Source organism: Microbacterium sp. MYb66, assembly GCF_002979435.1.
Lineage (GTDB): Bacteria > Actinomycetota > Actinomycetes > Actinomycetales > Microbacteriaceae > Microbacterium.
On record NZ_PCOV01000014.1, the window covers coordinates 1 to 22901 of the forward strand.

Consider the following 22901-nt stretch of genomic DNA (forward strand, 5'->3'; position numbering starts at 1 on the left):
TTGAGTTCTCAAGGATCGGATGCTCCCACGACCCAGCCATCACAGCCAGGCCCGCAGGGCAACTTCTCTATCTTACCCACCCTGTCTCGCTTGTCAAATCGGCGCGCGGCGCAGATCATGGATCCGCTGCGCAGCTGATGACAGCCGCAGAAGGGGTGGATCTCCCATCCTAGACGCAAGCATCTGATCTCTCAAGTGAGAGTGGATCGGGAGTGGTTCTCCGCTTGAGGGGGGTGAAGCTCTTGGCTCCTCCGCTTCCCTGTGGGGCGAACAAGTAATAAGTTACGCGGATCCCGGGGTTCTGGCAAATCGAGCCACACCACCCGGGCGTGTCGTCTGGGGTGCCCACGCGGTTTCCTCCGGATCAGGAGTGATTTCCTTCGGTCGAGGCCGTACGGAGTACGATCGCGCCATGCCCACACCCCCCGCGCCGCGGCACTCCTCCCGTGCGTCCGCACCCCGCCATGACAGGGACGACGCACGGGCGCGCGCCGCGACGGAACTGCTCGCACGCGTGCGGCGGGAGCTCGGCATGGGGTCGGATGACGACATCTCCGAGCCGACGCGACCATCCGCCGTCCCGCTGCCCTCGCGTCTCTCCGTCGGCGAACTCGCTTGGGCGAGCGTCGGCGCCGCGATGCTCGCCGCGGGCCGCTCCCCCGCGGACATCGATCCGCAGCGGGTCGCGACCGCCTACCGGAGCGACCGAGTTCTCACCATCGACGGTGCCACTCCCCCGGTGTGGTCGCCGTACTCCGGATTCTGGAGCACGAGCGACGGTTGGATCCGAACGCACGGCAACTATCCGCATCATGCGGCCGGACTCCGCAGGGGCCTTCGGCTGCACGATGACGCCGGTGCCGATGCCGTCGCATCCGCACTCGCCGAGCGCCCCGCCGCGGACGCCGTCTCCGACATCTCGACGGCCGGCGGCCTCGCCGTCCCGGTGTCCTCCGAGGCACCGGAGCTGGATCGTTCCCTGCGGCAGAGTCCGCTCGTCGACGTGCGCCGGGTCGAGGCCCCCGCGGATCCTCGTGCCCGGCCGTCTCATCATCGGCCTCCGGCGCAACTTCCGCTTCGGGGCATCCGCATCCTCGACCTCACCAGGGTCATCGCCGGTCCCGTCTGCACCCGCACGCTGGCACTGCTCGGTGCCGACGTGCTGCGTATCGACCCGCCGCAGCTTCCGGAGCCGGAGTGGCAGCACCTCGACACCGGGCACGGGAAGCGATCCGCGGTGATGGATGCTCGCACCGCACGACTGCACGAGCTGCTCGCGGAGGCGGACGCCGTGGTGCTGGGATACCGACCCGCCGCACTCATCCGCCTGGGGCTGGATCCGGACGTGCTCGTGCACCGGTATCCGGGCCTGGTCGTCGCCCAGCTCAGCGCCTGGGGCGCGGAGCACCCCGATCGCGCGGGATTCGACAGCCTCGTGCAGGCGGAGTCCGGGATCGCGCTCGTCGAGTCGTCGGACGGCGTGCGTCCGGGAGCACTGCCGGCGCAGGCCCTCGATCACAGTGCCGGGTACCTTCTCGCCGCCGCGGTCACCACGGTGCTGGAGCGCCGTGCCCGAGAGGGCGGGAGCTGGCGCGTCCGCGCATCGCTCCGACGCGTCGCCGCCGAGCTGCTCGGGATGCCGCGACGGCGAGAACCTCAGGTGCCGACCGAGTTCGACCCTGCGCCCCACGTCGCGCGGTTCGACGTCGACGGGCGGTCTCTCGTGACCTCTCGTCCCGCGCTGGCCGGCTTCGAGTTCGACGCGCCTCACACCTGGGGCTCTGATCAGCCCGTCTGGTGACGACGGCCCCGCACCGCCAGCACGATGCAGAGCGCGAAGGTGACGGCGCCCCAGAGCGCGCAGGCCGGGGGGAGCACACGATAGGCGAGATGCTGGACGGTGAACTCCGCGTCGAGGGGGCCGAACGCGATGATCCCCCAGACGAGCGCAGCGACCAGAATCACCGGAAGCGACACCCACCACGCGATGCGCACTCCCTGCGGCAGCGACTGCGTGGCGTCGGTCCGTGCTTCCCTCCGACGCAGCCAGAGCAGTGCCCAGACGCCGATGATGAGGAGGCCGATCACACTCGACCCGTGCTGGAGCCATTTGAATCCGGGCAGCGGACCCCACATCGCGTCGAGACCGGGGAGCAGCTCCACGCCGGCACGCCCCTCATGCGTGAAGAGATCCCAGAGGATGTGCGAGGCCACGCCGATCAGGAACGACACCGCGAGGAGCACCGGATACCAGCGCTTCTCCCCCACGCCGACGGCTCTTCCCGCAGCCTCGGCGCCGCCCGCACTCCAGTCCGTGGGAAGACGTCGCGCCAGCCACAGCGGAGCGAGTTCAGGAACCGCCGGGCGCAGCACGACCCGCCAGATCAGGAACAGCACGAAGGCGATCACCGCCGTCCACACCACATTGCCGAACGTGTGGGTGAACGAGTAGTCCAGCCCCACGCCCCGGACGAACAGCGGCAGGTCCGGCGTCATGGCGCCGATCGCGATCGCCGCCGGCACCAACGGCGTCCGGATGAACGGCAGCGCGACGAGGGCGTGACTCGGAGTGAAGGGCATTCGTCTCTGCTATCCGAAGGCCGATGACTCAGCCGAGGAAGACGCCGGCGAGGGTCTTCTTGCCGCGGCGGAGAACGGACACTCCCCCAGGCAGAGTTCCCTGGACCGTGGCCGCCTCATCTTCCACACGGACGCCGTCGAGTGAGACACCGCCCTGAGCGAGGGCACGCCTCGCCTCGGACAGGCTCGCCACGAGCCCGGTCGAGACCAGTGCCTCGAGCACCGGGGTCCCGGCGGCGGCCGTCGCGTTCGGAAGCTCCTCCAACGCGGTGCGGAGCGTGTCGGCATCGAGCGCGGTCAGGTCGCCCTGCCCGAACAGCGCCTCGGATGCCGCGATCACCGACGCCGTCGCATCGATGCCGTGCACCGTCGCGACGACCTCGAGCGCGAGTCGCTTCTGCGCGGCGCGACGGAACGGCTCCGTCGCCACGAGCTCGGCGTACTCCTCGATCTCGGACCTGCTGAGGAAGGTGAAGACCTTCAGGCGGTCGATGACGTCGGCATCCGTCGTGCTGAGCCAGAACTGGTACATCCGGTACGGGCTGCACATCTCGGCATCGAGCCAGATGGCGTTGCCCTCGCTCTTGCCGAACTTGGTGCCGTCGCTGTTGGTGATCAGCGGGGTGCCGATGGCGTGCACCGACGCTCCCTCGGCCCGCCGGATCAGGTCCGTGCCACTGGTGAGGTTGCCCCACTGGTCGGATCCGCCCGTCTGCAGCACGCAGTCGTACTGGCGGTACAACTCGAGGAAGTCCATCCCCTGCAGGATCTGGTAGCTGAACTCGGTGTAGCTGATGCCCTCGTCGGAGTTCAGCCGCGCGGCGACCGCATCCTTCTTCAGCATCGTGCCGACACGGAAGTACTTGCCGATCTCACGAAGGAAGTCGATCGCGCTCAGCGGCGCGGTCCAGTCGAGGTTGTTCACGATGCGTGCCGCGTTGTCGCCCTCGAAGCTGAGGTACCGCTCGACCTGGGTGCGCAGGCGACCCACCCAGTCCTCGACGGTCTCCCGGGTGTTCAGCGTGCGTTCGGCCGTGGGCCGGGGGTCGCCGATGAGTCCGGTCGATCCGCCGACGAGTCCGAGCGGCTTGTGGCCGGCCAGCTGGATACGGCGCAGAGTCAGCAGCTGCACGAGGTTGCCGAGGTGCAGGCTCGCTGCCGTCGGATCGAACCCGCAGTAATACGTGATGGGGTCTCCCGCGAGCAGGGCGCGCAGCGCCTCCTGGTCGGTGGACACATGGACCAGTCCACGCCACACGAGTTCGTCCCACACGTTCTCGAACGTGGGGTCGATCGCCTGGGGTGCGGTCGTCAGAGCGGGAGTTGACACGCGCTCCAGGCTATCAGCGCAGCGCACCGCCGAATCGCCTCACACGGGCCCGTCGAGGAGAGTGATCTCGTCGTCGGAAAGGGCGATCGATGCGGCGTCCATCGCGACATCCAGCTGATCGAGCTTGCTGCCGCCGAGGATGGGGCGGATGCCGCGCGCGAGCTGCCACGCCAGCACGACCTGCCCTCGTCCGAGCCCCCGCGCCGCCGCGATCTCGTCCAGCACCGCGAGCCGATGTGCGGTGCCGGGGTGGTCGTACACCTCGGGCACGGGCTTCGCCGGGTTGTCGTAGGCGCCGGAGAGCAGCGGGGTGTACGCCCAGATCTCGATGCCGTTCGCCAGGGCGAAGTCCCGCTGCTCGTCGCTCAGCACGCCGAAGGGATGCGCGACCCCGGGAGGAAGCGTCCCCGGTCGCGTGCGCAGGTACGTGCTGTTCAACTGGAACGCGTCGATGGGTACGCTTCCGATGGATCTCGCGTGCGCACGGGCGCGCTCGATGCGCCAGGCCGGGTGGTTCGAGGCGCCGACGCGGGTCACCGTGGCGTCCGCGGTGAGCGCCGCGAGGGCGTCCACCGTGTCCTCGATCGCGACCGTCCGATCCTCCTGGTGCAGCCAGAGCAGGTCGATCCTGTCGACGCCCAGGCGCTCGAGGCTCCCTTCGACGGCAGTGCGGATCGCACGAGGAGAGAGCCCTGCCCGGTGCTCGGGCCACGACCCGGGCCAGAGGGGCTCGGCACCGACCTTGGTCGAGATGCGGACCTGCGCACGAGCATGCGGTCGCGCCGCGAGCCAGCGTCCGAGCACCTCCTCGGACGCTCCTCCCTGCCCTGTCTCGCTCGTCCAGAAGCTGTAGCAGTCGGCGGTGTCGATCCAGATGCCGCCGCGGTCGACGAAGCGGTCGAGCAGGGCGAAGGAGGTCTCCTCGTCGACGAGCGTGCCGAAGGACATCGCTCCGAGGACGAGCGGGGATGCAGGGGTGTTCCGGTTGGTCATGACCTCACTGTGCAACCTGGAGCGCGCTCCAGGTCAAGTCCTATGCTCGGATCATGACCACGTACACGCCGGCGGAGGCCGCCGCTCGCTCCGGATTCAGCATCGACACGCTCCGGTACTACGAGCGCGAGGGCATCCTGCCCGCGGTGTCTCGTACAGCCGGCGGGCATCGCGCGTACACCGATACCGAGCTCGGACTCCTGGAGTTCCTCAAGTGCCTCCGCGAGACCGGCATGCCGGTGGAACGACTGCGCCGCTACGGCCAGCTCTGCCAGCGCGAAGACACGATCCCGGAGCGGATAGCGCTTCTCGAGGAGCACGCGGTGACGGTCGAGAAGCAGCTCGCCGACGTTCTCGCGCAGCAGCGTCGTCTCGTGGAGAAGCTGGACTGGTATCGGTCGTCGGACTGAACCGCCGTCAGCTGTGCGCTGCCCACCACACGAGGAAGGCGGCGCCGAGGGCGATGACCCAGCTGACGAGGCTGCCCACGAGGAAGTACTCGGCTCTGGCGCCGGTCTCGCCGTCACGGGAGATCTCCGGGAAGCGGACGATTCCCTTCGCCGCCAGCATCGCCGCGAGGATCGGGTATGCCGCGGCGAGCGTGAGGATCAGCACGAGGATGCGTTCCAGCGGGCCGATCAGTCGTCCGCCCTGGAAACCGGCCCGCGGATCAGGGGCGGTCGCCACCAGGCGCGGCTGATCTGCGGTCGGTTCGGCGGAGGCCTGACGCGCCTCCATGTCGACGGGTGTGGTCTCGGCGGCGGATGCGGTGCGTGATTCGGCGATCTGCTCCACAGGGCGCCAGGTATGTTCACCGTCGAGAGCGGCGCGCACCACGAGGTTCGCGGACTCGAGCAGGAACGCCGACACCCCGAGCACCAGCATCGCCAGGTCGAACGTGACCTCGCCGAACGGCGAACGCAACTGCCACACCTCGCCGATGAGCCCGGCCTGGGCGCGTGCGCCCATCGAGATCACGGCTCCGACGACGACGAGAGCGAGGATGACGGCGGGCCAGAAGCCCGCGCGTGACGACCGTCCGTCGGGCATGCACCAGATCCAGAGCGCTCCGGACACGAGCGCGGCGATCATCGGCAGAAGCGCGTCGCTGACGCTGCCGAGCAGCAGCAGCACGACGGCCGCGGCCAGGTATCCGATCCAACGCCGGGGGGCGAACTGCCGCACGAGGTCTGCGGCTCCGATGGCGAGCAGGATGAATCCGGCGACGATCATGCCAGCTCTCCTCTCAGAGCGGCGAGTCCTTCGATGAGCGCGGCGGATCCGGCGCGTCGCAGCGATTTCGAGACGCTCGGCTGCGAGATGCCCTCCTGCGCCGCGAGCTCCTGTTGCGAACGGCCGACCAGGCGCCCGTAGGTGAGTCGCCGCTCGCGCGCACTCATCGCACCCACGAGCTCGTCACGCGCGAGCAGGTAGGCATTGGAGACCGCGATCGTCGACGCCATGACCTCATCCTGCCCCGGGGCTCCGACAATCCAGGTGCGCGTTCGCGGCACGGCGCGCTGCTCACGGGAGTGCACCGTCTCGATCGCGGCCCGCGCGGCGTACCATCCCGGCCCGTCGGCGAGCTCGCCGTGCACGGAGGCGACGGCGCGCACCTCGCCCACGCCGATGCCGAATCGGAAGGCGATCCCGTCGGGCAGTCCCAGTTGGATCAGGAAGAGCGAACTGAGCGCATCGCCGAGCTCTCGGTAGACGCCCTGCTGCTCGTCCCCTACCGTGGGCGTCAACGGTTGCGCCGCCAGCGGGAGGTCGGTCTCCGCCTGCGCGATGGTCTCGTCCAGTACGCGCTGCGCTGCACCGCGGTCGCCGAGTTCACGGGAGCCCACGATGTCTGCGATCACAGCGATGACCATGCGATAACCTTATCACGAATATTCTTAGTTATATGCACTATTTGGTTATGGATTGGAAACATGCCTGATTCGAGCATCCTTGCCTGGTCCGAGGGAACCTGGACCCACGCCCCCGCCGCCGTGAACGACGCCGAGCACCTCGACGTCACCGCCGTCGAAGGCAGCGACGCCTGGCGGCACACCGCCTACGGGTTCGTGCACGACACCGAACACGCCCTGCTCGCACCCCTCGCCGTCGGCGAGGCGATGGAGGTGTCGTTCCGGGCGCCGTGGGACGGCCAGTTCGACCAGGCGGGGATCTTCGTGCGGATCGACGATGAGCACTGGGTGAAGACCGGCGTCGAGTTCGCCGACGACCATCTCGGGCTCGGCGCCGTGGTCACCGCCGGAGGGTCGGACTGGTCGGTCGGCTTCGTCGACGACTGGCACGACCGCGAGATCACGGTCAGGGTGAGCCGGTGGTCGGACGCCGTGATCGTGCGGGCGCGCGCCGACGACGAGCCGTGGCGGCTCGTGCGCGTCGCTCCGTTCGACGGCCACGCTGCGGCATCCGCCGGCCCGTTCCTCGCGGCACCGACGCGTGCGGGTCTGACCGTGCGGTTCACCCGGTGGGCGCGGTCCGCGGCCGACGCCGAACTGCACTGAGCCCTGCTCAGCACAGACGAAGGAGGGACGGGCCCGCGGGCCCGTCCCTCCTTCGATAGCACCGACTACAGGCCGAGAGCGTGCGCGGCGGCCTGAGCGCGCGCGACGAGTTCCGCCCGTTGCTCGGCGACCCGTACCGGGGCGGTCCCGCCGACACCGGTCCGGGAGGCGACAGAGCCCTCGATCGTGAGGACCTCGCGCACCTCCGGCACGAGATGCGGCGACACGGACTGCAGCAGCTGATCGGACGCGTCCTCCAGCCCGATGCCCTGTTCTTCACACGCGCGCACCAGCGCACCGGAGATCTCGTGGGCGTCCCGGAACGGCACCCGCCGCTTCACCAGCCACTCAGCGACATCGGTCGCGAGCGAGAAGCCCTGCGGCGCCAGCGCCGCCATCCGCTCGGTGTCGAAACGCAGTGTCGCGATCATGCCGGCGAACGCCGGGAGCACGACCTCGAGGGTCTGCACCGAGTCGAAGACCGGCTCTTTGTCCTCCTGCAGGTCGCGGTTGTATGCGAGCGGGAGCCCTTTGAGCGTCGCGAGGAGACCGGACAGGTTGCCGATGAGACGCCCCGACTTGCCTCGTGCGAGCTCCGCGATGTCCGGGTTCTTCTTCTGCGGCATGATGCTCGACCCGGTCGAATACCCGTCGTCGAGCGTGACGAAGCCGAACTCGCGCGTGTTCCAGAGGATGATCTCCTCGGACAGCCGCGACAGGTCGACGCCGGTCATGGCCGCGATGAACGCGAACTCCGCCACGACATCCCGCGCGGCCGTGCCGTCGAGCGAGTTCTCGGCGGGGCGGTCGAGTCCGAGCTCGGTCGCCACGAGCGCGGGGTCGAGACCGAGGGTGGAGCCGGCCAGTGCTCCCCCGCCGTACGGCGAGACCCCGGCCCGACGACGCCAGTCCACGAGACGCTCGAGCTCGCGCACCAGCGGCCAGCCGTGCGCCTGCAGGTGGTGGGCGAGCAGCACCGGCTGGGCGTGCTGCAGGTGCGTGCGCCCGGGGAGGATCGCATCAGGGTGCGCCTCGGCCTGGGCGACCAGCGCGTCGACGACCCGCAGGATGTCGCGGGCGATCACTCGCGCGTGGTCGATCAGGTACATGCGCACCAGAGTGGCGATCTGATCGTTCCGGCTGCGGCCGGCGCGCAGACGGCCCCCCAGCTCCGGTCCGAGCTCCGCGATCAGCGCCTGCTCGAGTGCGCCGTGCACGTCTTCGTCGGTCGGCACGGGGCGGAGGGTGCCGTCGGCCACGCGGCGGGCGACGGCGTCGAGTCCCTCGTGCATCCGCCGCGCTTCATCCGCCTCGAGATACCCCGCCGCCGCCAGCGCTGTGGCATGTGCATGCGAGCCGGCGATGTCGTAGGGAGCGAGGATCCAGTCGAAGTGGGTCGATCGGCTGAGCTCGACCAGCTCGGGCGACGGGCCGGTGGCGAAGCGCGCGCCCCAGAGCGCGCCTTCGTTGGTGCCTTCGTGCGTCGCGTCCGACATCATGCGTCCTTCTTGCCGAGGAGCCACACCAGCAGGGCCTTCTGCGCGTGCAGACGGTTCTCCGCCTCGTCCCAGACCACGCTCTGCGGACCGTCGATGACCGAGGAGTCGACCTCGTAGCCACGATCTGCGGGGAGGCAGTGGATGAAGATCGCCTCCGAGTCGGCGAGCGTCATCGTCTCCGGCGTCACCTTGTAGCCGCCCAGGTCGCGGATGCGCGCGAGCTTCTCCTCCTCCTTGCCCATCGACACCCAGGTGTCGGTGACCACGACGTCCGCGCCGGCTGCGGCCTCGACCGGGTCGGTGTACAGCGCGATCGACCCACCGGTCTCGGCGGCGCGACGATCCGCGGCCTCGATGACGTCCGCACGCGGCGCGTAGTCCGCCGGGGAGGCGATGCGCACATGCATTCCGGCGGTGACGCAGGCGAGCGCGTACGAGTGGGCCATGTTGCTCTGCCCGTCGCCGAAGAACGTGAGCGTGAGTCCCTTGAGGTCGCCCTTGTGCTCGCGGATCGTGAGCAGGTCGGCCAGCAGCTGGCACGGGTGGAAGTCGTCCGACAGGGCGTTGATCACGGGGACCCGGGTGCCCGCGGCCATCTCCTCGAGGCCCGACTGCGCGTACGTGCGCCACACGATGGCCGCGACCTGACGCTCGAGCACCCGTGCGGTGTCGGAGGGGGTCTCCTTGCCGCCGAGCTGGCTGTTCGCCGTCGAGATGATCAGAGGGGAACCACCGAGGTCGGCGATGCCCACCGCGAAGGAGACCCGGGTGCGCGTCGAGGACTTGTCGAAGATCACGGCGACGGTCTGCGGGCCGGCGAGGCTCTTGTCGGCCCAGCGGTCCTTCTTCAGCTCGAGGGCGAGATCGAGGATCTCGGCCTGCTCGGCGGGCGTCAGATCGTCGTCGCGCAGCAGGTGGCGGGTCATGCGGGTACCTTTCCGGAAGCAGAGGCCTGGACGTCGGCGAGGGATGCCGTGAACAGCTCGCGGAACTCCGCGAGCTCGGCGTCGCCGATGGTGAGCGCAGGTGCGATGCGCACCGTCTCGGGGTTTGCGGCATTGACGATGAGACCGCGCTCCTGGGCGGCCGCCACGACGTCTCCGGCGACCGGAGCGGACAGCGCCACGCCGACGAGAAGTCCGCGCCCGCGCACGCCGACGATCAGCGGGGAGTCGATGTCGAGGAGGATCTCGCGCAGCTCGGCACCACGTCGAGCAGCGTTCTCGACGAGGCCGGCGCTCTCGATCTCGGCGAGCACCGCATCGGCGACGGCCGTCGCCAGCGGGTTCCCGCCGAACGTGGAGCCGTGCGATCCAGGGGTGAAGAGGGAACTGGCCGCCCCGTAGGTGACGAGCGCGCCGATCGGGAATCCGCCGCCGATGCCCTTCGCCAGCGTGATGGCATCGGGCGTGATGCCCTCGTGACTGAAACCGAACCACTGGCCGGTACGACCGGCCCCGGTCTGGATCTCGTCCACGATCAGGAGCGCGCCATGGGTGAGGGTCAGCGAGCGAGCGGCCGCGAGGTACCCCTCGGGCAGCTCGACGACGCCGGCCTCGCCCTGGATAGGTTCGACGATCACGGCGGCCACGCGGTCGTCGATCGCTGCTTCGAGTGCCTCGATCGTGGCCGGGATGTGCTCGACACCGGCCGGCATCGGCTCGAACGGGGCGCGCATCGATGCCTTGGCGGTCATCGCGAGGGACCCCATCGTGCGGCCGTGGAAGCCGTTCTCGAGCGCGAGGATCCGCGGGCGCTCCGCGCCACCGTGCAGGCGGGCGAGCTTGAAGGCGGCCTCGTTGGCCTCGGCGCCGGAGTTCGAGAAGAACACCCGCCCGTCGATGCCGGCGCCGGCGAGGCGCTTGAGGCGTGCGGCGAGCGCGAGCTGGGGAGGCGTCGCGAAGTAGTTCGACACGTGGGCGAGCGTCGCCGCCTGCGTCGAGACCGCCGTGACGAATGCGGGATGCGCGTGACCGAGGGAGGTCACCGCGATGCCGGCGAGGAAGTCGAGGTGGCGTCGGCCGTCGGCATCCCACAGGTACGAGCCTTCACCGCGGACCAGCATCGCCAGCCGGTCCCCCGCGTTGAGCACCAGATCGCGTGCCGCATCGTCCTGCCAGACGGTCATGCCGTCACCTCCGTCTTTCCCAGAACCACTTCGGTTCCGATTCCCTTGCTGGTGAAAAGCTCGACGAGCACCGAGTGCGGCACCCGCCCGTCGATGATCGCGGCGGCGTCCACGCCGCCCTCGACCGCATCGAGGCAGGCGCGCATCTTCGGGATCATCCCTGACTCGAGCTTCGGCAGCATCCGGATGAGGTCCTCGGAGGTCAGATGCGAGACGAGCGAATCACGATTGGGCCAGTCGGCATAGAGCCCCGGCACATCCGTGAGGATCACGAGTTTGCGCGCGTTCAGCGACACGGCGAGGGCCGCGGCCGCAGCATCCGCGTTGACGTTCAGCGACTGACCGGGGTGGTCGAGGTCGGGCGCGATGCTCGACACGACCGGGATGCGACCGGCCGCGAGGTGGTCGAGCACCGGGGTCGGATCGACCTCGACGACATCGCCGACGCGACCGAGATCGACCTCTTCGCCGTCGATGACGACGCCGCGGCGGCGTCCGCCGAAGAGCCCGGCGTCCTCCCCGCTGAGACCTGTGGCTATCGGACCGTGCGAGTTGATCTTGGTCACGAGCTGCGGGTTGACCTGGCCGGTGAGCACCATGCGCACGACACTGATCGCCTCGGTGTTGGTGACGCGATAGCCGCCCTTGAACTCGCTGGGGATCTCGAGACGCTGCAGCATGTTCGAGATCTGGGGCCCTCCACCGTGGACGACCACCGGAAGCACTCCGACATAGCGGAGGTAGGCGATGTCCTGCGCGAAGGCATCCTGCAGCTCCTCCGACACCATCGCGTTCCCGCCGTACTTGATGACGACGATCTGGTCGCGGAACTTCTTCAGCCACGGCAGGGACTCGATGAGCGTGGTGGCCTTCTGCGCGGCGACTTCGGCCGGGGTGTCCTGGATGTCGGTCATGAGGCGTAGGCGCTGTTCTCGTGCACGTAATCGTGGGTGAGGTCGTTGGTGAGGACGGTCGCAGTCGATTCCCCGACCTTCAGGTCGATCACGAGGTGTGTGGCGCGCGGGGTGAGATCGACCTCTTCGCGAGGGCGGTCGGGGCCGCCTTCGGTGCAGACCCGGACGCCGTTCATCCAGACGTCCACGTCGTACGGGTCGAACTGCGCGGTGGTCGTGCCGATCGCCGCCAGCACCCGACCCCAGTTCGGGTCGTTGCCGAAGATCGCGGCCTTGAACAGGTTGTTGCGCGCGACGGAGCGGCCGACCTCGACCGCCTCCTGCTCGGACACCGCGTGCAGCACTTCGATCGTGATGTCGTGGCTCGCACCCTCGGCATCACCCTGGAGCTTGACCGCGAGCTGCTGGCAGAGCTCGGTGAGAGCAGCGGCGAAGTCGTCGAGGTCGGGCACGACCTCGGATGCGCCGTTGGCGAGAAGCGTGACCTGGTCGTTGGTCGACATGCAGCCGTCGGAGTCGAGACGATCGAACGTCTGCCCCGTCGCCCTGCGCAGCGCCTCATCGGCCTGCAGCGGCTCGAGCACGGCATCGGTCGTGATCACCACGAGCATCGTGGCGAGTCCCGGTGCGAGCATCCCCGCGCCCTTCGCCATGCCGCCGATCGTCCAGCCGTCACGGCTGATGACAGCCGTCTTCGCCACGGTGTCGGTGGTCATGATGGCCTGCGCCGCGTCCTCGCCGCCGGCGGCGCTGAGTTCGGCGATCGCCTGCTCGGTACCGCTGAGCACCCGCGCGCGGAACGTCTCGTCGCCGGTGCCGATGAGCCCCGTCGAGCAGATCAGCACGTCGCCGGCGCTGACCCCGAGGAGCTCGGCGGCCTTCTCGGCAGTCTGGTGCGTCGTCTGGAAGCCGAAGCTCCCGGTGAAGCAGTTCGCCCCACCGGAGTTGAGCACGACGGCCTCGACCACGCGATCGGCGACGGCCTGCTGCGACCAGATGATCGGGTTGGCTTTGGCGCGGTTGCTCGTGAAGACCGCAGCACCGACCTTGCGAGGTCCGCGGTTCACGACGACGGCGACATCGAGCTTTCCGGTGGACTTGAGTCCGGCGGCGACACCGGCCGCCTCGAATCCTGCGGGGGCGGTGACGCTCACGGCGCGACTCCGTTCAGTGAGAGGGCGCGGGCCTCGGGCAGCCCCAGCGCGATGTTCATGGATTGGATGGCTGCTCCCGCGGTGCCCTTGACGAGGTTGTCGACCGCGGCGACCACGGTCACACGGTTCGCGGCCCGGTCGATCGCCAGCCCGATCAGCGCGGTGTTGGCGCCCAGCACATCGGCTGTGCGCGGGAAGCGTCCCTCCGGCAGCAGCTGCACGAAGGTCTCATCGCCGTACGCGCCCTGCCACGCGTCGCGGATCTGCGCGTCGGTGGCACCCTCGACGATCGGGGCGGTCGAGGTGGCGAGGATCCCCCGCGACATCGGGACCAGAACCGGAGTGAAGGAGATCCGGATGCTGTCGGCATCCGCACCCGAAGCCGCGGCGAGCGCCTGACGGATCTCGGGGATGTGCCGGTGGGTCCCGCCGACGGCATAGGGGTTCGCCGTGCCGAGAATCTCGCTGCCGAGCAGATTGGTCTTGAGGCTCTTGCCCGCGCCGGACGGACCGACCGCGAGCACCGAGACAATGTCGGACGGGTCGATCACGCCGGCAGCGACGCCGGGAGCGAGGCTCAGGCTCACGGTCGAGGCGTTGCAACCGGGAGCGGCGATGCGGGTCGCACCCCTCAGCTGCTCGCGCTGCTTGCCGTTCCCGACCAGCAGCTCCGGGACGCCGTACGTCCACGGTTCGTGGAACCCGCCGCCGTAGAACGCATCCCACGCCGATGCCGAGGTGAGCCGATGGTCGGCACCCGCGTCGATCACGAGCGGAACGTCGCCCAGGGCGTCGGTGTACTGGCCTGACTGCCCATGAGGGAGCGCGAGGAACACGATGTCGTGGCCGGAGAGGATCGCGGGTGTCGTGTCCTGCAGGGTGAGATGCGCGAGTGAACGCAGATGCGGCTGGTGATCGACGAGAGGCTGCCCGGCGTTCGAATGCGCCGTCACGGTGCGGATCTCGATGTCGGGATGATCGGCCAGGAGGCGGAGGATCTCGCCGCCTGCGTAGCCGGATGCGCCGGAGACGGCGACGGAATACGTCATGCTTCTACCTTAACGGTCGGGCCCTCGAGGAAATCGGGACCGGGGACGGGGCCGGAGGCGGCGACACCGGCACTCGACCGCCGTGCGTGCACAGGCAGGAGGGCGGGGTCGCCTACAGTCGGCGGCCGCGGCGTCGGCGCACAGCGATGACGCTCGGAGCGAGCGTCGAAGAAGCGGTGGCGGCCGAAGGCATGACGTGACAGTAGCGCGGCCGCCACCGCATCCGCAAATCCGACGTTCATCCGCCGGGATGCGCCTCCGAGGGAGCGGCGAAGAAGGCGAGCTCGTGCGCGCTCGAGGTCTCGAACGCTCTCCGCATCCGCTCCCTGGTGCCGGCATCCGCCGCCGCCGCAGCCTCGGCTGCATAGCTGATCGCCGTCCTGGTGGCCTCGTCGAACGCCGGGTCGGCATATGTCGCGAGCCACGAGGCATAGGGATGCTGCGGGTCGCGCGCATGCGCACCGAACTCCCCCGCGTGCAGGCGTCGACCGAGGTCGGTGTAGAGCCAGAAGCACGGGAGGACGGCGGCGACGATCTCCGCATAGTCGCCGCCGAACGCGACGGAGCGCAGGTGATCGAGGTAGGCCGTGGTCGCGGGTCCCGGCTCGGCCGAGAACGTCGCGGTGCTCACCCCTTGCGAAGGGGTCAGCCAGGAGGCGTGCAGCTCGAGTTCACCGACGATGGAGCCGTGTGCAGACTCCGCCCAGAACGCCTGCTCACCCGATGTGGGCGCGAGCCGGGCTGCTTCGGCGAGAACGCGCGCGTACTCGCGCAGGTACAGCGCGTCCTGGGCGAGGTAGGACAGGAACGGCGCGCGCTCCAGCGTGCCGTCTGCGAGCTCCTGGATGAACGGCAGATCGTCGATCCCGGCGCGGATCCCGGCGATGCGCTGCCACCAGTCGGCGGTGATGTCGGGCGCTCCGGGTCGCGGCGTGGTGCCGCCGCGCTCCCACAGGCCGGCGAAATGGCTGATCGGGCCATGCCCCTGTCCCACGCGCAGGGATTCCCCCTCCCGCAACGACTCGCGGAGCCAGGTGCGGGCCGCGCGGACAGCATCCCCGGGCTCCTCGCCCCGCGCCAGCAGGGTGGCGAGGGCGGATGACAGCGAACAGCCGGTGCCGTGCGTGTTGTCCGTCGCGATGCGGGGTCCGGAGAACTCCTCCCGCCGTCCACGACGCCCGTCGAGCAGGGCGTCCGGAGCCTCGTCGCCGGTGAGGTGGCCGCCTTTGACGAGCACGGCGGCACCGATCTGCACCGACAGCTCCTCAGCAACGGAGATCGCGTCTTCCCAGTCGCTGATCTCTCGATTCGACAGCACCGCGAGTTCGGCGAGATTCGGCGTGATCAGGGTCGCGCGGTCGAGCAGGTCGTGCAGCGCCCGTTCGGCATCCCGATCCAGCAGCCGATCGCCGGACGTGGCCACCATGACCGGATCGAGCACGACGACGGGCGGTCGGACGTGGTCGAGCCACGCGCCCACCGTGCGGATGACCTCGGCATCGGCCAGCATCCCGATCTTCACCGCGTCGACCACGATGTCGTCCGAGATCGCGTCCAGCTGCGCACGGAGGAACTCCGCGGGCGGCACGTGCACGGCGCGTACACCCTGTGTGTTCTGCGCGGTCAGGGCGGTGAGGACGGCCATGCCGTAGCCGCCGTTCGCCGCGATGGATTTGAGGTCGGCCTGGATGCCGGCACCGCCCGACGGGTCGCTGCCGGCGATGGTGAGCACCCGGGGCACGGCGCGGGCGAGCCACCGGCGTCGGAAAGCACCGGCGGTCGCTGCGGGGTCGGCGGCGGCGCACAGCACCGAGACGACGGCGAGTCCGACCGCACCGGCATCGCGCAGCTCTTCGGTGTCGTCGATGCCGACTCCGCCGATCGCCACGCACGGGAGCGGGCTGCTCGCCACGAACGCGGCGAAGCCGTCGATGCCGAGCGGTTCCGGATGGTCGGGCTTGGTGGCGGTGGGGCGGATCACGCCGACACCCAAATAGTCGACGGTGCCGGCAGGAAGGGCCCGCAGCGCCTCGAGATGCGCGGGCGTATTGGCCGTGAGGCCGATCAGCGCGTCGGGGCCGAGCGCAGCCCGCGCGCGCAGCACCGACGCATCACCCTGTCCCAGATGCACTCCATCCACGCGCGCTCCGCGTCCGCGAGCGGCGACAGCGGCCTCCAGCCGATCGTTCACGACGAGGAGCGCGCGGCCGTCGATCGCTTCCGACAGGGCGACGAGCTGCTCGACGGTCTCGGCATCGGTCGCTTCCTTGTCACGGAGCTGCACGATGCGAACGCCACCGTCCACGGCCTGCCGGACGGTCTCGACGACGCCGCGCTCTCCGCAGAGCTCCGCGTCCGTGACGAGGTACAGGGAGAGGTCGGCGTTCACAGCGCGCCCTCCTCGACCCGGGCGCGGGCGATGGGCGCGTCCGCTCGAACCGCGGCGAGCGCGTCCAACAGTGCGACGGCGAAGCTGCCGGGGCCGGCCGAGGCCTCGGCAGCCTGCTCGGCCGCGATCGTGTAGACGAGGCTGGCGGAGGCGACGGCGGTGAGCGCGTCGTGCCCCGTCACGCTGGCAGCCCCGAGGAAGGCGGCCATCACGGCACCGAGTGCGCATCCCCCGCCGGTGACGCGGGTGAGGAGCTCATGGCCGTTCGCCAGGCGGAGCACCCGCTCGCCGTCGGTGATGAGGTCGATCGGACCGGACACGGCGACCACGGCACCCGTCCGACGCGCGAGCGTGGCCGCGGCATCCGCGGCGGCATCGGTGCTGTCCGTGGCATCGACGCCACGACCGCCGACGCTGAGTCCGGCGAGCGCGAGGATCTCCGAGGCGTTGCCGCGGATCGCCGTCGGTCGGAGCGCCACCAGCTCGTGGGCGAGGGCGGTGCGCACGGGGAGCGCGCCGATGGCGACCGGATCGAGCACCCACGGCGTACCGGATGCCGTGGCGCCGGCGACCGCCTCGAGACTCGCCGCCCGCTGTTCAGGTGTCGGCGTGCCCAGGTTGATCAGCAGCCCCGAGGCGACTCCGGCGAACATCTCGGCCTCGCCGACGATGTCGACCATGGCGGGAGCGGCCCCGACCGCGAGCAGCACGTTGGCCGTGAATCCCGTGACGACGGCGTTGGTGATGCAGTGCGTGAGCGGTGGCGCCTCGCGCACCACCCCCAGCAGGGTCGCGGCGGAGACCGCGAGGTCGATGGTGGAATCAGGACGCAGAAGATCGCTCATCGCGACATCCCTTCGCTAGTACGAACTAGATCAGGTTCGACGGGTCTGTTCTCAGCCGCGGATGCGGCACCCCGTGTCACTGCTCGAAGTCTACCGATCGGCCAGGAGAGCCAGCTCCTCCGCACGCGTCAGGCCGGCGCGACGCTCGCGGTCCACACCGCGCTCCCGCTCATCGGCGACGACGCGCTCGATCGTGCCGGTGAGGGAGCCGAGCCGCCCTCGGCTCGCGAGGAAGGCCCGGTTCGAGCGCGTCATGAACCCGGTCATCTCCGGCGGGAGCCACATCGGCAGCGACCGCGGCCCCGCCCAGTACTCGACCCCGTGGGCGACGAGCCACTCCTCCTCCGCGACGACAGCGTCGCCGGTATGTCCTGCCGCGTCGCGGACCGCGTGCAGCACATCGATGAGGGGATACTCATCGCCGATCGCGTTGACCGCACCTCCCCGAGTCGCCGTGACGACGAAGGACGCGAGGTCGTCGACATCGATGACCTGCGCGCTCCTTCCGCCGACCGGCGGCAGCAGTACGGACTCGGCACCCGCCCGGGCAAACGCCGCCGCCCAATAGCCGAACCGGTCGCTGGGGTCTCCGTCGCCGACGATGAGGCCAGGACGCACGACGAAGGCGCGGTCTCCCAGAGCCGTCACAGCGTCCTCCGCGGCTGCCTTCTGCGCGCCGTAGTCGTACTCGTCGCCGGGCCCGGCCGGCGGGTGCCGCGGTGCGGACTCGTCCGCTCCGACCGTCTCGTCGTCGGCGTACACAGACATCGAGGAGACGTACGTCCAGCGGGCGACACGATTGCCGAGCGTGGCGACGGCGGCCGCGACATGCGCAGCCCGGGAGGAGATGTCGACGACGTGGTCCCAGTCGCGCCGCGCGAGCTCGCTGTACGCCTCAGCGTGGTCGCGATCACCGCGCACGAGCACGGCCCCCTCCGGAGCCGGGCGCTCACCGCGGGCGAGGCACGTCACCGTCGCTCCGGCGTCCAGCCATCTCCGGGCGATCCGCCCGGAGAGCCACCCTGTTCCGCCGAGGATCAGCACATCCGTCATGGCTTCCATGTCACCAGGAACCGCTGACTCGCGGAAGCACTTCCGCTCAGAGCAGATCGTGCTTGCTGGCGAGCTGATCAAGGCCCGCCAGCACCGGAACGGTCCACGTGGGGTCGGGCCGCCAGCGCACCCACTCGGAGTCGAACGGCCAGTCGTCGGCCTCGAACGACGCGATCGCCGCATCCGCATGCCGCTCGATCTGGGCCGCCTGCTCGGGACTGAGCCGGCCCTGCTCGATCGCGGCGATGAGCTCGTCCTCGTCCTTGAGGTGGATGCCGCCCTCCGGATCGATCTCGACGTCGAGGATGTGGTCGGAGGAGAAGGTGTCGTGATCCGTACGCAGATGCGCGTTCTCGAGGTTCACGTACCATCCGGCGAACGCCCAGGCCGCGGCGGCGGTGTCGCTCCAGAAGAGCCGGACCGACCACGGCAGTCCGGCGGGCGCGATGCACAGCACCCCGTTGCCTCGCCAGGGCTCGACGATGCGTGTCCGCGGTTCGAGCCAACGCCGGGCGAGCGGTACCTCGCGCACGCGCTGTCCGTCCAGAGCCCCAGGCGCCTCCTGCAATGTTCCGGGGGCGAGCCATGCCACGAGTCCTCGCTCGTCGTCACGCACCACGCGCATCGGAGAGATCCTGGACGGCTCCCCCGGCTGCCATCCCGGCTTCCGGTAGTGCCAGTCGATCTGCGCACCGACGTCGAGGAACGGCCCCTCTCCGAGCGGTCGCGCGTCGTCCGGGACGGCGGCCTGAGTGCTCTGGGGGAGGATGCTCATCCCGCCACGCTACTCCGGCGCCGTCCCGGATCGTCCGAGGACGGACACGGTTTCGTACGATGTCCTTCTCAGTCGCGCAGCGCGGCTCCGAAGCGCTCCGTTGCCACCGCGACACCGGCGAGCTTCGCCTCGGTGGCCTCCGCTGCCGTGAGCGTGCGGTCATCGGCGCGGAACCGCAGTGCGAACGTCAGGCTCTTGGATCCCTCCGGCACGCCCTCTCCGCGGTAGTCGTCCACGAGACGCACCGACTCGAGCAGCGCACCGGCGCCTTCGGCGAGGGCCGCCTGCACATCGGCGGCGGGAACCTCTGCCGGCAGCATGAGTGAGACGTCCTGTGTGGCGGCGGGGAAGGTCGACAGTGAGGCGGCGACGACACGACCGCCGGCGAACGACAGGATGCGGTCGAGGTCGAGCTCGAACACGGTCGCACGGCCCGGGAGGTCTGCTCCCTCGGCCACGGCGGGATGCAGCTCGCCGACGTAGCCGACCTCGTGTCCGGCGACCCGCAGCGATCCGGTGCGGCCCGGATGCAGGGCAGCGCGCTCGGCCTGGACCACATCGATGTCGACGCCCGCGGCAGCCGCGATCACGCGGACGGCATCCAGCGCCTCGACCAGGCCGGCGGCCTCTGCGGGACGGCCGGGCTGGCGGGGTGCGACGTGGCCGGTGAGCAGCGCCGAGATGAACCGGTTCTGAGGCGGGATCGAGGCGTTCAACGCGGCGAGCGTCTCGTCGGAAGGACGCTCGCCCAGCGGCGGCACCTCCTCCGTGCCGTACTCCACGCCCTGCTCCGGCAGGAAGACGACGCCGGTCTCGAAGATCGCGAGATCCGTCAGACCGCGCGAGATGTTCCGGTGCGCGGTCTGGAGCAGTCCCGGGATCAGCGATCGACGCAGGTACGGAGCCTGTCCGTCGAGCGGATTCGCCAGGCGGATGCTGGGCAGGTGCTCGCCGGATGCCGAACCGTGCAGATCGTTCTGGACGTCCGTGGTGAACGGGAAGGACGGCGTCTCGACGAGCCCCGCAGCGGCCAGCGCATCGGCCACACGGCGGCGACCCTGCTGGTGCTCGGTGAGACCACGGCCGGACGGGGGCGTCGGCAGGACGGACGGGATGCGGTCGAGTCCGTGGATGCGGGCGACCTCCTCGGCGAGCGTCCACTTGTCGGTGAGGTCGGGGCGCCAGGTCGGCGGGATCACGGTCCAGCCGGATCCCCCTTCGGAAGCGGCGACTTCGGCGCCGATGGTGGTCAGCGCGCCGGTGATCTCGTCATCGGTGTAGTCGACGCCGATGAGCCCCTGCACGAAGCCCGCAGGCAGCTCGATCTCGCCGACGAAGACCTCGGTGAACAGCGCACCGCCCTCTTCCGTGAGCGTGCCACCGGCGAGCTCGACCATGAGGTCGGCGGCGCGGCGCGCGGCCACGAACGGGATCAGCGGGTCGACGCCGCGCTCGAAGCGCTTGGACGCCTCGCTGGGCAGCTTGTGCCGGCGCGCCGAACGGGCGATGGTCGTCGGGTCGAAGCTCGCGGCCTCGATGAGCACGTTCCGCGTGGTGTCGCTCATCTCGGTCGTGCCACCGCCCATGACGCCGGCGAGGCCGATGGGACCGGACTCGTCCGTGATGAGGAGGTCTTCGATGTGCAGCGCTCGCTCCACGCCGTCGAGTGTCGTCATCTTCTCGCCGGGCGTGGCCCGACGAACCGTGATTCCCCCGGCGAGCTTGTCGAGGTCGTAGCCGTGCAGCGGCTGCCCCAGCTCGAGCATGACGTAGTTGGTGATGTCGATGAGCACGCCCAGGGGGCGCATGCCGGCGAGGCTGAGCCGCGCGATCATCCACGGCGGCGTGGGACGTGAGGGGTCCACGCCCCGGACGACGCGGGTGACGAACTCGCTTGCTCCGACGCGGCCACGCACGGGGGCGATGTCGTCCACCACGGTGGTGTGACCGGTTCCCGGCTGGAGTTCGGCGAAGTCGCGCTCTGCGGGGTCGCGGAAGGCCGCCCCCGTGGCGTGCGCGTACTCGCGGGCGACACCGCGCAGGGAGAACGCGTAGCCGCGGTCGGGCGTGACGTTGATCTCCACCGCGACGTCGTCCAGGCCCAGCAGCGCGATCGCGTCGGTGCCGACGGGCGCGTCGATGCCGAGGTCGGACAGCACGACGATGCCGTTGTGCTCGTCGCCCAGGCCGAGTTCACGCGCGGAGGCGATCATCCCGTCCGAGACGTGTCCGTAGGTCTTGCGGGCGGCGATCGGGAACGGGCCGGGCAGCACGGCGCCGGGCAGCGTCACGACGACCTTGTCACCGACGACGAAGTTGTGCGCACCGCAGACGATCCCCCGCACGCCGCCGTTCGCCTCACCCACATCCACCTGGCACCAGTTGATGGTCTTGCCGTTGGACTGCGGCTCGGCCTCGATCGAGACGACCTGTCCGACGACCACGGGACCCGTGATCTCGAAGCGGTGCACGTCCTCCTCTTCGAAGCCGACGGTCACCAGCGCCGCGAGGACATCCTCGGGCGTGGCATCCGCTGCCAGATCGACGTACTCACGCAACCACGAAAGCGGGACGCGCATCACACCACCATCCCGAACTGCTCGCTGAAACGGACATCGCCCTCGGCCATGTCGCGCATGTCCTGCACATCGCTGCGGAACATCAGGCCCCGCTCGATGCCCATGCCGAACGCGAAGCCGCTGTACACCTCGGGGTCGATCCCGGCGGCGCGCAGCACGTTCGGGTTGACCATGCCGCATCCACCCCACTCGATCCAGCGCGCGCCGCCCTTGAAGGTCGGGTGCCACAGATCGAGCTCGGCGGAGGGCTCGGTGAAGGGGAAGTAGTTGGTGCGGAAGCGCGTCTCGGCCTCGGGCCCGAAGAGCTGCTTCGCGAAGTGGTCGAGCGTGCCCTTGAGGTGCGCCATCGTGATGCCCTTGTCGATCACGAGGCCCTCGAACTGCGTGAACACCGGCAGATGCGTGGCGTCGAACTCATCGGTGCGGTACACGCGCCCGGGGCAGAGCACGTAGATCGGCACCTCGCGGTCGAGCATCGAGCGCACCTGGACCGGGCTCGTGTGCGTGCGCATCACGAGGTGGCGCGAGGGCGGGTCGACGTAGAACGTGTCCTGCTCCTGGCGGGCGGGGTGGTCGACATCGAAGTTCAGCGCATCGAAGTTGAACCACTCGTGCTCGAGCTCCGGCCCCTCCGCGATCTCCCAGCCCATGCCGACGAAGATGTCGCAGACCTGGTCCTGGAGGAGCGTGAGCGGGTGCCGGGCGCCGACCCGCGTGCGCGACGGGACCGCGGTGATGTCGACCCGCTCGGCTTCCAGGCGCGCGGCGACCTCGGCGGCGGCGAGCTCGGCCTCCTTCGCGGCGAGAGCCTGGGCCACCTGCCCCCTGCCCTGGCCCACGAGCTTGCCGAAGGCGGCCTTGTTCTCGGGGGCGACCTGTCGCATCGAGGCGTTCAGGACCGCGAGCGGCGATCCGTCGGCGACGTGGGCGGCACGGGCCGCTTTCAGCTCGGCGGTGTCGGCGGCTGCGGCGATCGCCGCGAGGGCGTCGGCGACAGCGGCTTCGACCGCTTCCGGGGTGATTTCAGGAGACTCTGACACGAGAATCGAGTCTACCGGCGCGCCGTCATGCGAGCAGACGGCGCGACCGGGTCA

20 protein-coding genes and 1 riboswitch are annotated in these 22901 nt (G+C 69.9%); of the genes, 3 read left to right on the forward strand and 17 right to left on the reverse strand.

The features are described from left to right. The first annotated feature begins 412 nt into the window (after positions 1–412). The gene (locus CQ045_RS17770; RefSeq protein ID WP_105726196.1) at positions 413–1801 is read left to right on the forward strand and encodes a CoA transferase; all 1389 of its coding nucleotides are present in this window, start codon (positions 413–415) and stop codon (positions 1799–1801) included. On the opposite strand, the gene CQ045_RS17775 is transcribed toward CQ045_RS17770, so the two are convergent. The 3 genes from CQ045_RS17775 to CQ045_RS17785 are packed head-to-tail and all read right to left on the reverse strand — an operon-like array spanning position 1786 to position 4903. Beyond that, positions 1786–2580 (reverse strand): DUF4184 family protein, encoded by a 795-nt coding sequence (locus tag CQ045_RS17775; protein ID WP_105726198.1) that lies wholly within the window; start codon positions 2578–2580, stop codon positions 1786–1788. The genes CQ045_RS17770 and CQ045_RS17775 overlap by 16 nt on opposite strands. Before the next feature lie 28 nt (positions 2581–2608). Then, positions 2609–3910 (reverse strand): tyrosine--tRNA ligase, encoded by a 1302-nt coding sequence (gene tyrS / locus CQ045_RS17780; protein WP_105726200.1) that lies wholly within the window; start codon positions 3908–3910, stop codon positions 2609–2611. Between the two features lie 39 nt (positions 3911–3949). Continuing rightward, positions 3950–4903 (reverse strand): aldo/keto reductase, encoded by a 954-nt coding sequence (locus tag CQ045_RS17785; RefSeq protein WP_105726202.1) that lies wholly within the window; start codon positions 4901–4903, stop codon positions 3950–3952. Between the two features lie 53 nt (positions 4904–4956). Here CQ045_RS17785 and CQ045_RS17790 point away from each other — a divergent pair, with 53 nt between their 5' ends. Beyond that, positions 4957–5313: a MerR family transcriptional regulator gene (locus CQ045_RS17790; protein ID WP_105726204.1), complete on the forward strand. Its 357-nt coding sequence runs from the start codon at positions 4957–4959 to the stop codon at positions 5311–5313. Positions 5314–5320: 7 nt separating this feature from the next. On the opposite strand, the gene CQ045_RS17795 is transcribed toward CQ045_RS17790, so the two are convergent. Both CQ045_RS17795 and CQ045_RS17800 read right to left on the reverse strand, forming a co-directional pair. Continuing rightward, entirely contained in the window at positions 5321–6136 is an 816-nt protein-coding gene (locus CQ045_RS17795; RefSeq protein WP_105726206.1) for a hypothetical protein, read from the reverse strand. After that, the gene (locus tag CQ045_RS17800; RefSeq protein WP_105726208.1) at positions 6133–6777 is read right to left on the reverse strand and encodes a SatD family protein; all 645 of its coding nucleotides are present in this window, start codon (positions 6775–6777) and stop codon (positions 6133–6135) included. Before CQ045_RS17800 ends, CQ045_RS17795 begins: the two co-directional genes overlap by 4 nt. Positions 6778–6837: 60 nt before the next feature. On the opposite strand from CQ045_RS17800, the gene CQ045_RS17805 reads away from it, so the two are divergent. After that, positions 6838–7422, forward strand: coding sequence for a DUF1349 domain-containing protein (locus tag CQ045_RS17805; protein ID WP_105726210.1), 585 nt, complete (start codon positions 6838–6840; stop codon positions 7420–7422). Between the two features lie 65 nt (positions 7423–7487). On the opposite strand, the gene argH is transcribed toward CQ045_RS17805, so the two are convergent. From argH to pheS, 12 genes are all read right to left on the reverse strand, one after another. Beyond that, positions 7488–8918, reverse strand: coding sequence for an argininosuccinate lyase (argH, locus tag CQ045_RS17810; protein ID WP_105726212.1), 1431 nt, complete (start codon positions 8916–8918; stop codon positions 7488–7490). Beyond that, on the reverse strand, positions 8918–9847 hold the full coding sequence (gene argF / locus CQ045_RS17815) for an ornithine carbamoyltransferase (RefSeq protein ID WP_105726214.1): 930 nt from the start codon (positions 9845–9847) through the stop codon (positions 8918–8920). The genes argH and argF overlap by 1 nt, the downstream gene beginning before the upstream one ends. Next, positions 9844–11049 (reverse strand): acetylornithine transaminase, encoded by a 1206-nt coding sequence (locus CQ045_RS17820; RefSeq protein WP_105726216.1) that lies wholly within the window; start codon positions 11047–11049, stop codon positions 9844–9846. The genes argF and CQ045_RS17820 overlap by 4 nt, the downstream gene beginning before the upstream one ends. Next, entirely contained in the window at positions 11046–11963 is a 918-nt protein-coding gene (gene argB / locus CQ045_RS17825; RefSeq protein WP_105726218.1) for an acetylglutamate kinase, read from the reverse strand. The genes CQ045_RS17820 and argB overlap by 4 nt, the downstream gene beginning before the upstream one ends. Then, positions 11960–13117, reverse strand: a complete 1158-nt coding sequence (gene argJ, locus CQ045_RS17830) for a bifunctional glutamate N-acetyltransferase/amino-acid acetyltransferase ArgJ (RefSeq protein ID WP_105726220.1) — start codon at positions 13115–13117, stop codon at positions 11960–11962. The genes argB and argJ overlap by 4 nt, the downstream gene beginning before the upstream one ends. After that, positions 13114–14166, reverse strand: a complete 1053-nt coding sequence (gene argC / locus CQ045_RS17835; RefSeq protein WP_105726222.1) for an N-acetyl-gamma-glutamyl-phosphate reductase — start codon at positions 14164–14166, stop codon at positions 13114–13116. The genes argJ and argC overlap by 4 nt, the downstream gene beginning before the upstream one ends. A 238-nt stretch (positions 14167–14404) precedes the next feature. Continuing rightward, the gene (locus tag CQ045_RS17840) at positions 14405–16555 is read right to left on the reverse strand and encodes a bifunctional hydroxymethylpyrimidine kinase/phosphomethylpyrimidine kinase (protein ID WP_105726224.1); all 2151 of its coding nucleotides are present in this window, start codon (positions 16553–16555) and stop codon (positions 14405–14407) included. Next, entirely contained in the window at positions 16552–17400 is an 849-nt protein-coding gene (gene thiM / locus CQ045_RS17845) for a hydroxyethylthiazole kinase (protein WP_105726283.1), read from the reverse strand. Before thiM ends, CQ045_RS17840 begins: the two co-directional genes overlap by 4 nt. Beyond that, a riboswitch (TPP riboswitch) is annotated at positions 17391–17484 on the reverse strand. Its footprint overlaps the gene before it by 10 nt. 6 nt (positions 17485–17490) lie before the next feature. Then, positions 17491–18453 carry an NAD-dependent epimerase/dehydratase family protein gene (locus CQ045_RS17850; RefSeq protein ID WP_105726285.1) on the reverse strand — a complete coding sequence of 321 codons (963 nt, stop codon included), beginning with the start codon at positions 18451–18453 and terminating at the stop codon, positions 17491–17493. Between the two features lie 46 nt (positions 18454–18499). Next, positions 18500–19228, reverse strand: coding sequence for a DUF402 domain-containing protein (locus CQ045_RS17855; protein ID WP_105726226.1), 729 nt, complete (start codon positions 19226–19228; stop codon positions 18500–18502). A 68-nt stretch (positions 19229–19296) separates the two neighbouring features. Further along, positions 19297–21807 carry a phenylalanine--tRNA ligase subunit beta gene (gene pheT / locus CQ045_RS17860; RefSeq protein ID WP_105726228.1) on the reverse strand — a complete coding sequence of 837 codons (2511 nt, stop codon included), beginning with the start codon at positions 21805–21807 and terminating at the stop codon, positions 19297–19299. Further along, positions 21807–22847 (reverse strand): phenylalanine--tRNA ligase subunit alpha, encoded by a 1041-nt coding sequence (gene pheS / locus CQ045_RS17865; protein WP_105726230.1) that lies wholly within the window; start codon positions 22845–22847, stop codon positions 21807–21809. The genes pheT and pheS overlap by 1 nt, the downstream gene beginning before the upstream one ends. Positions 22848–22901: the final 54 nt, after the last annotated feature.

What these genes read in the sequence shown, in the direction of transcription:
- CQ045_RS17805 (WP_105726210.1), top strand. Translation starts at nt 6,838, where the DNA reads ATGCCTGATTCGAGCATCCTTGCCTGGTCCGAGGGAACCTGGACCCAC.
- CQ045_RS17775 (WP_105726198.1), bottom strand. Translation starts at nt 2,580, where the DNA reads ATGCCCTTCACTCCGAGTCACGCCCTCGTCGCGCTGCCGTTCATCCGG.
- argC (WP_105726222.1), bottom strand. Translation starts at nt 14,166, where the DNA reads ATGACGTATTCCGTCGCCGTCTCCGGCGCATCCGGCTACGCAGGCGGC.
- argF (WP_105726214.1), bottom strand. Translation starts at nt 9,847, where the DNA reads ATGACCCGCCACCTGCTGCGCGACGACGATCTGACGCCCGCCGAGCAG.
- CQ045_RS17850 (WP_105726285.1), bottom strand. Translation starts at nt 18,453, where the DNA reads ATGACGGATGTGCTGATCCTCGGCGGAACAGGGTGGCTCTCCGGGCGG.
- CQ045_RS17820 (WP_105726216.1), bottom strand. Translation starts at nt 11,049, where the DNA reads ATGACCGTCTGGCAGGACGATGCGGCACGCGATCTGGTGCTCAACGCG.
- argB (WP_105726218.1), bottom strand. Translation starts at nt 11,963, where the DNA reads ATGACCGACATCCAGGACACCCCGGCCGAAGTCGCCGCGCAGAAGGCC.
- argH (WP_105726212.1), bottom strand. Translation starts at nt 8,918, where the DNA reads ATGTCGGACGCGACGCACGAAGGCACCAACGAAGGCGCGCTCTGGGGC.
- CQ045_RS17770 (WP_105726196.1), top strand. Translation starts at nt 413, where the DNA reads ATGCCCACACCCCCCGCGCCGCGGCACTCCTCCCGTGCGTCCGCACCC.
- pheT (WP_105726228.1), bottom strand. Translation starts at nt 21,807, where the DNA reads ATGCGCGTCCCGCTTTCGTGGTTGCGTGAGTACGTCGATCTGGCAGCG.
- CQ045_RS17800 (WP_105726208.1), bottom strand. Translation starts at nt 6,777, where the DNA reads ATGGTCATCGCTGTGATCGCAGACATCGTGGGCTCCCGTGAACTCGGC.
- CQ045_RS17785 (WP_105726202.1), bottom strand. Translation starts at nt 4,903, where the DNA reads ATGACCAACCGGAACACCCCTGCATCCCCGCTCGTCCTCGGAGCGATG.
- CQ045_RS17795 (WP_105726206.1), bottom strand. Translation starts at nt 6,136, where the DNA reads ATGATCGTCGCCGGATTCATCCTGCTCGCCATCGGAGCCGCAGACCTC.
- CQ045_RS17790 (WP_105726204.1), top strand. Translation starts at nt 4,957, where the DNA reads ATGACCACGTACACGCCGGCGGAGGCCGCCGCTCGCTCCGGATTCAGC.
- CQ045_RS17855 (WP_105726226.1), bottom strand. Translation starts at nt 19,228, where the DNA reads ATGAGCATCCTCCCCCAGAGCACTCAGGCCGCCGTCCCGGACGACGCG.
- thiM (WP_105726283.1), bottom strand. Translation starts at nt 17,400, where the DNA reads ATGAGCGATCTTCTGCGTCCTGATTCCACCATCGACCTCGCGGTCTCC.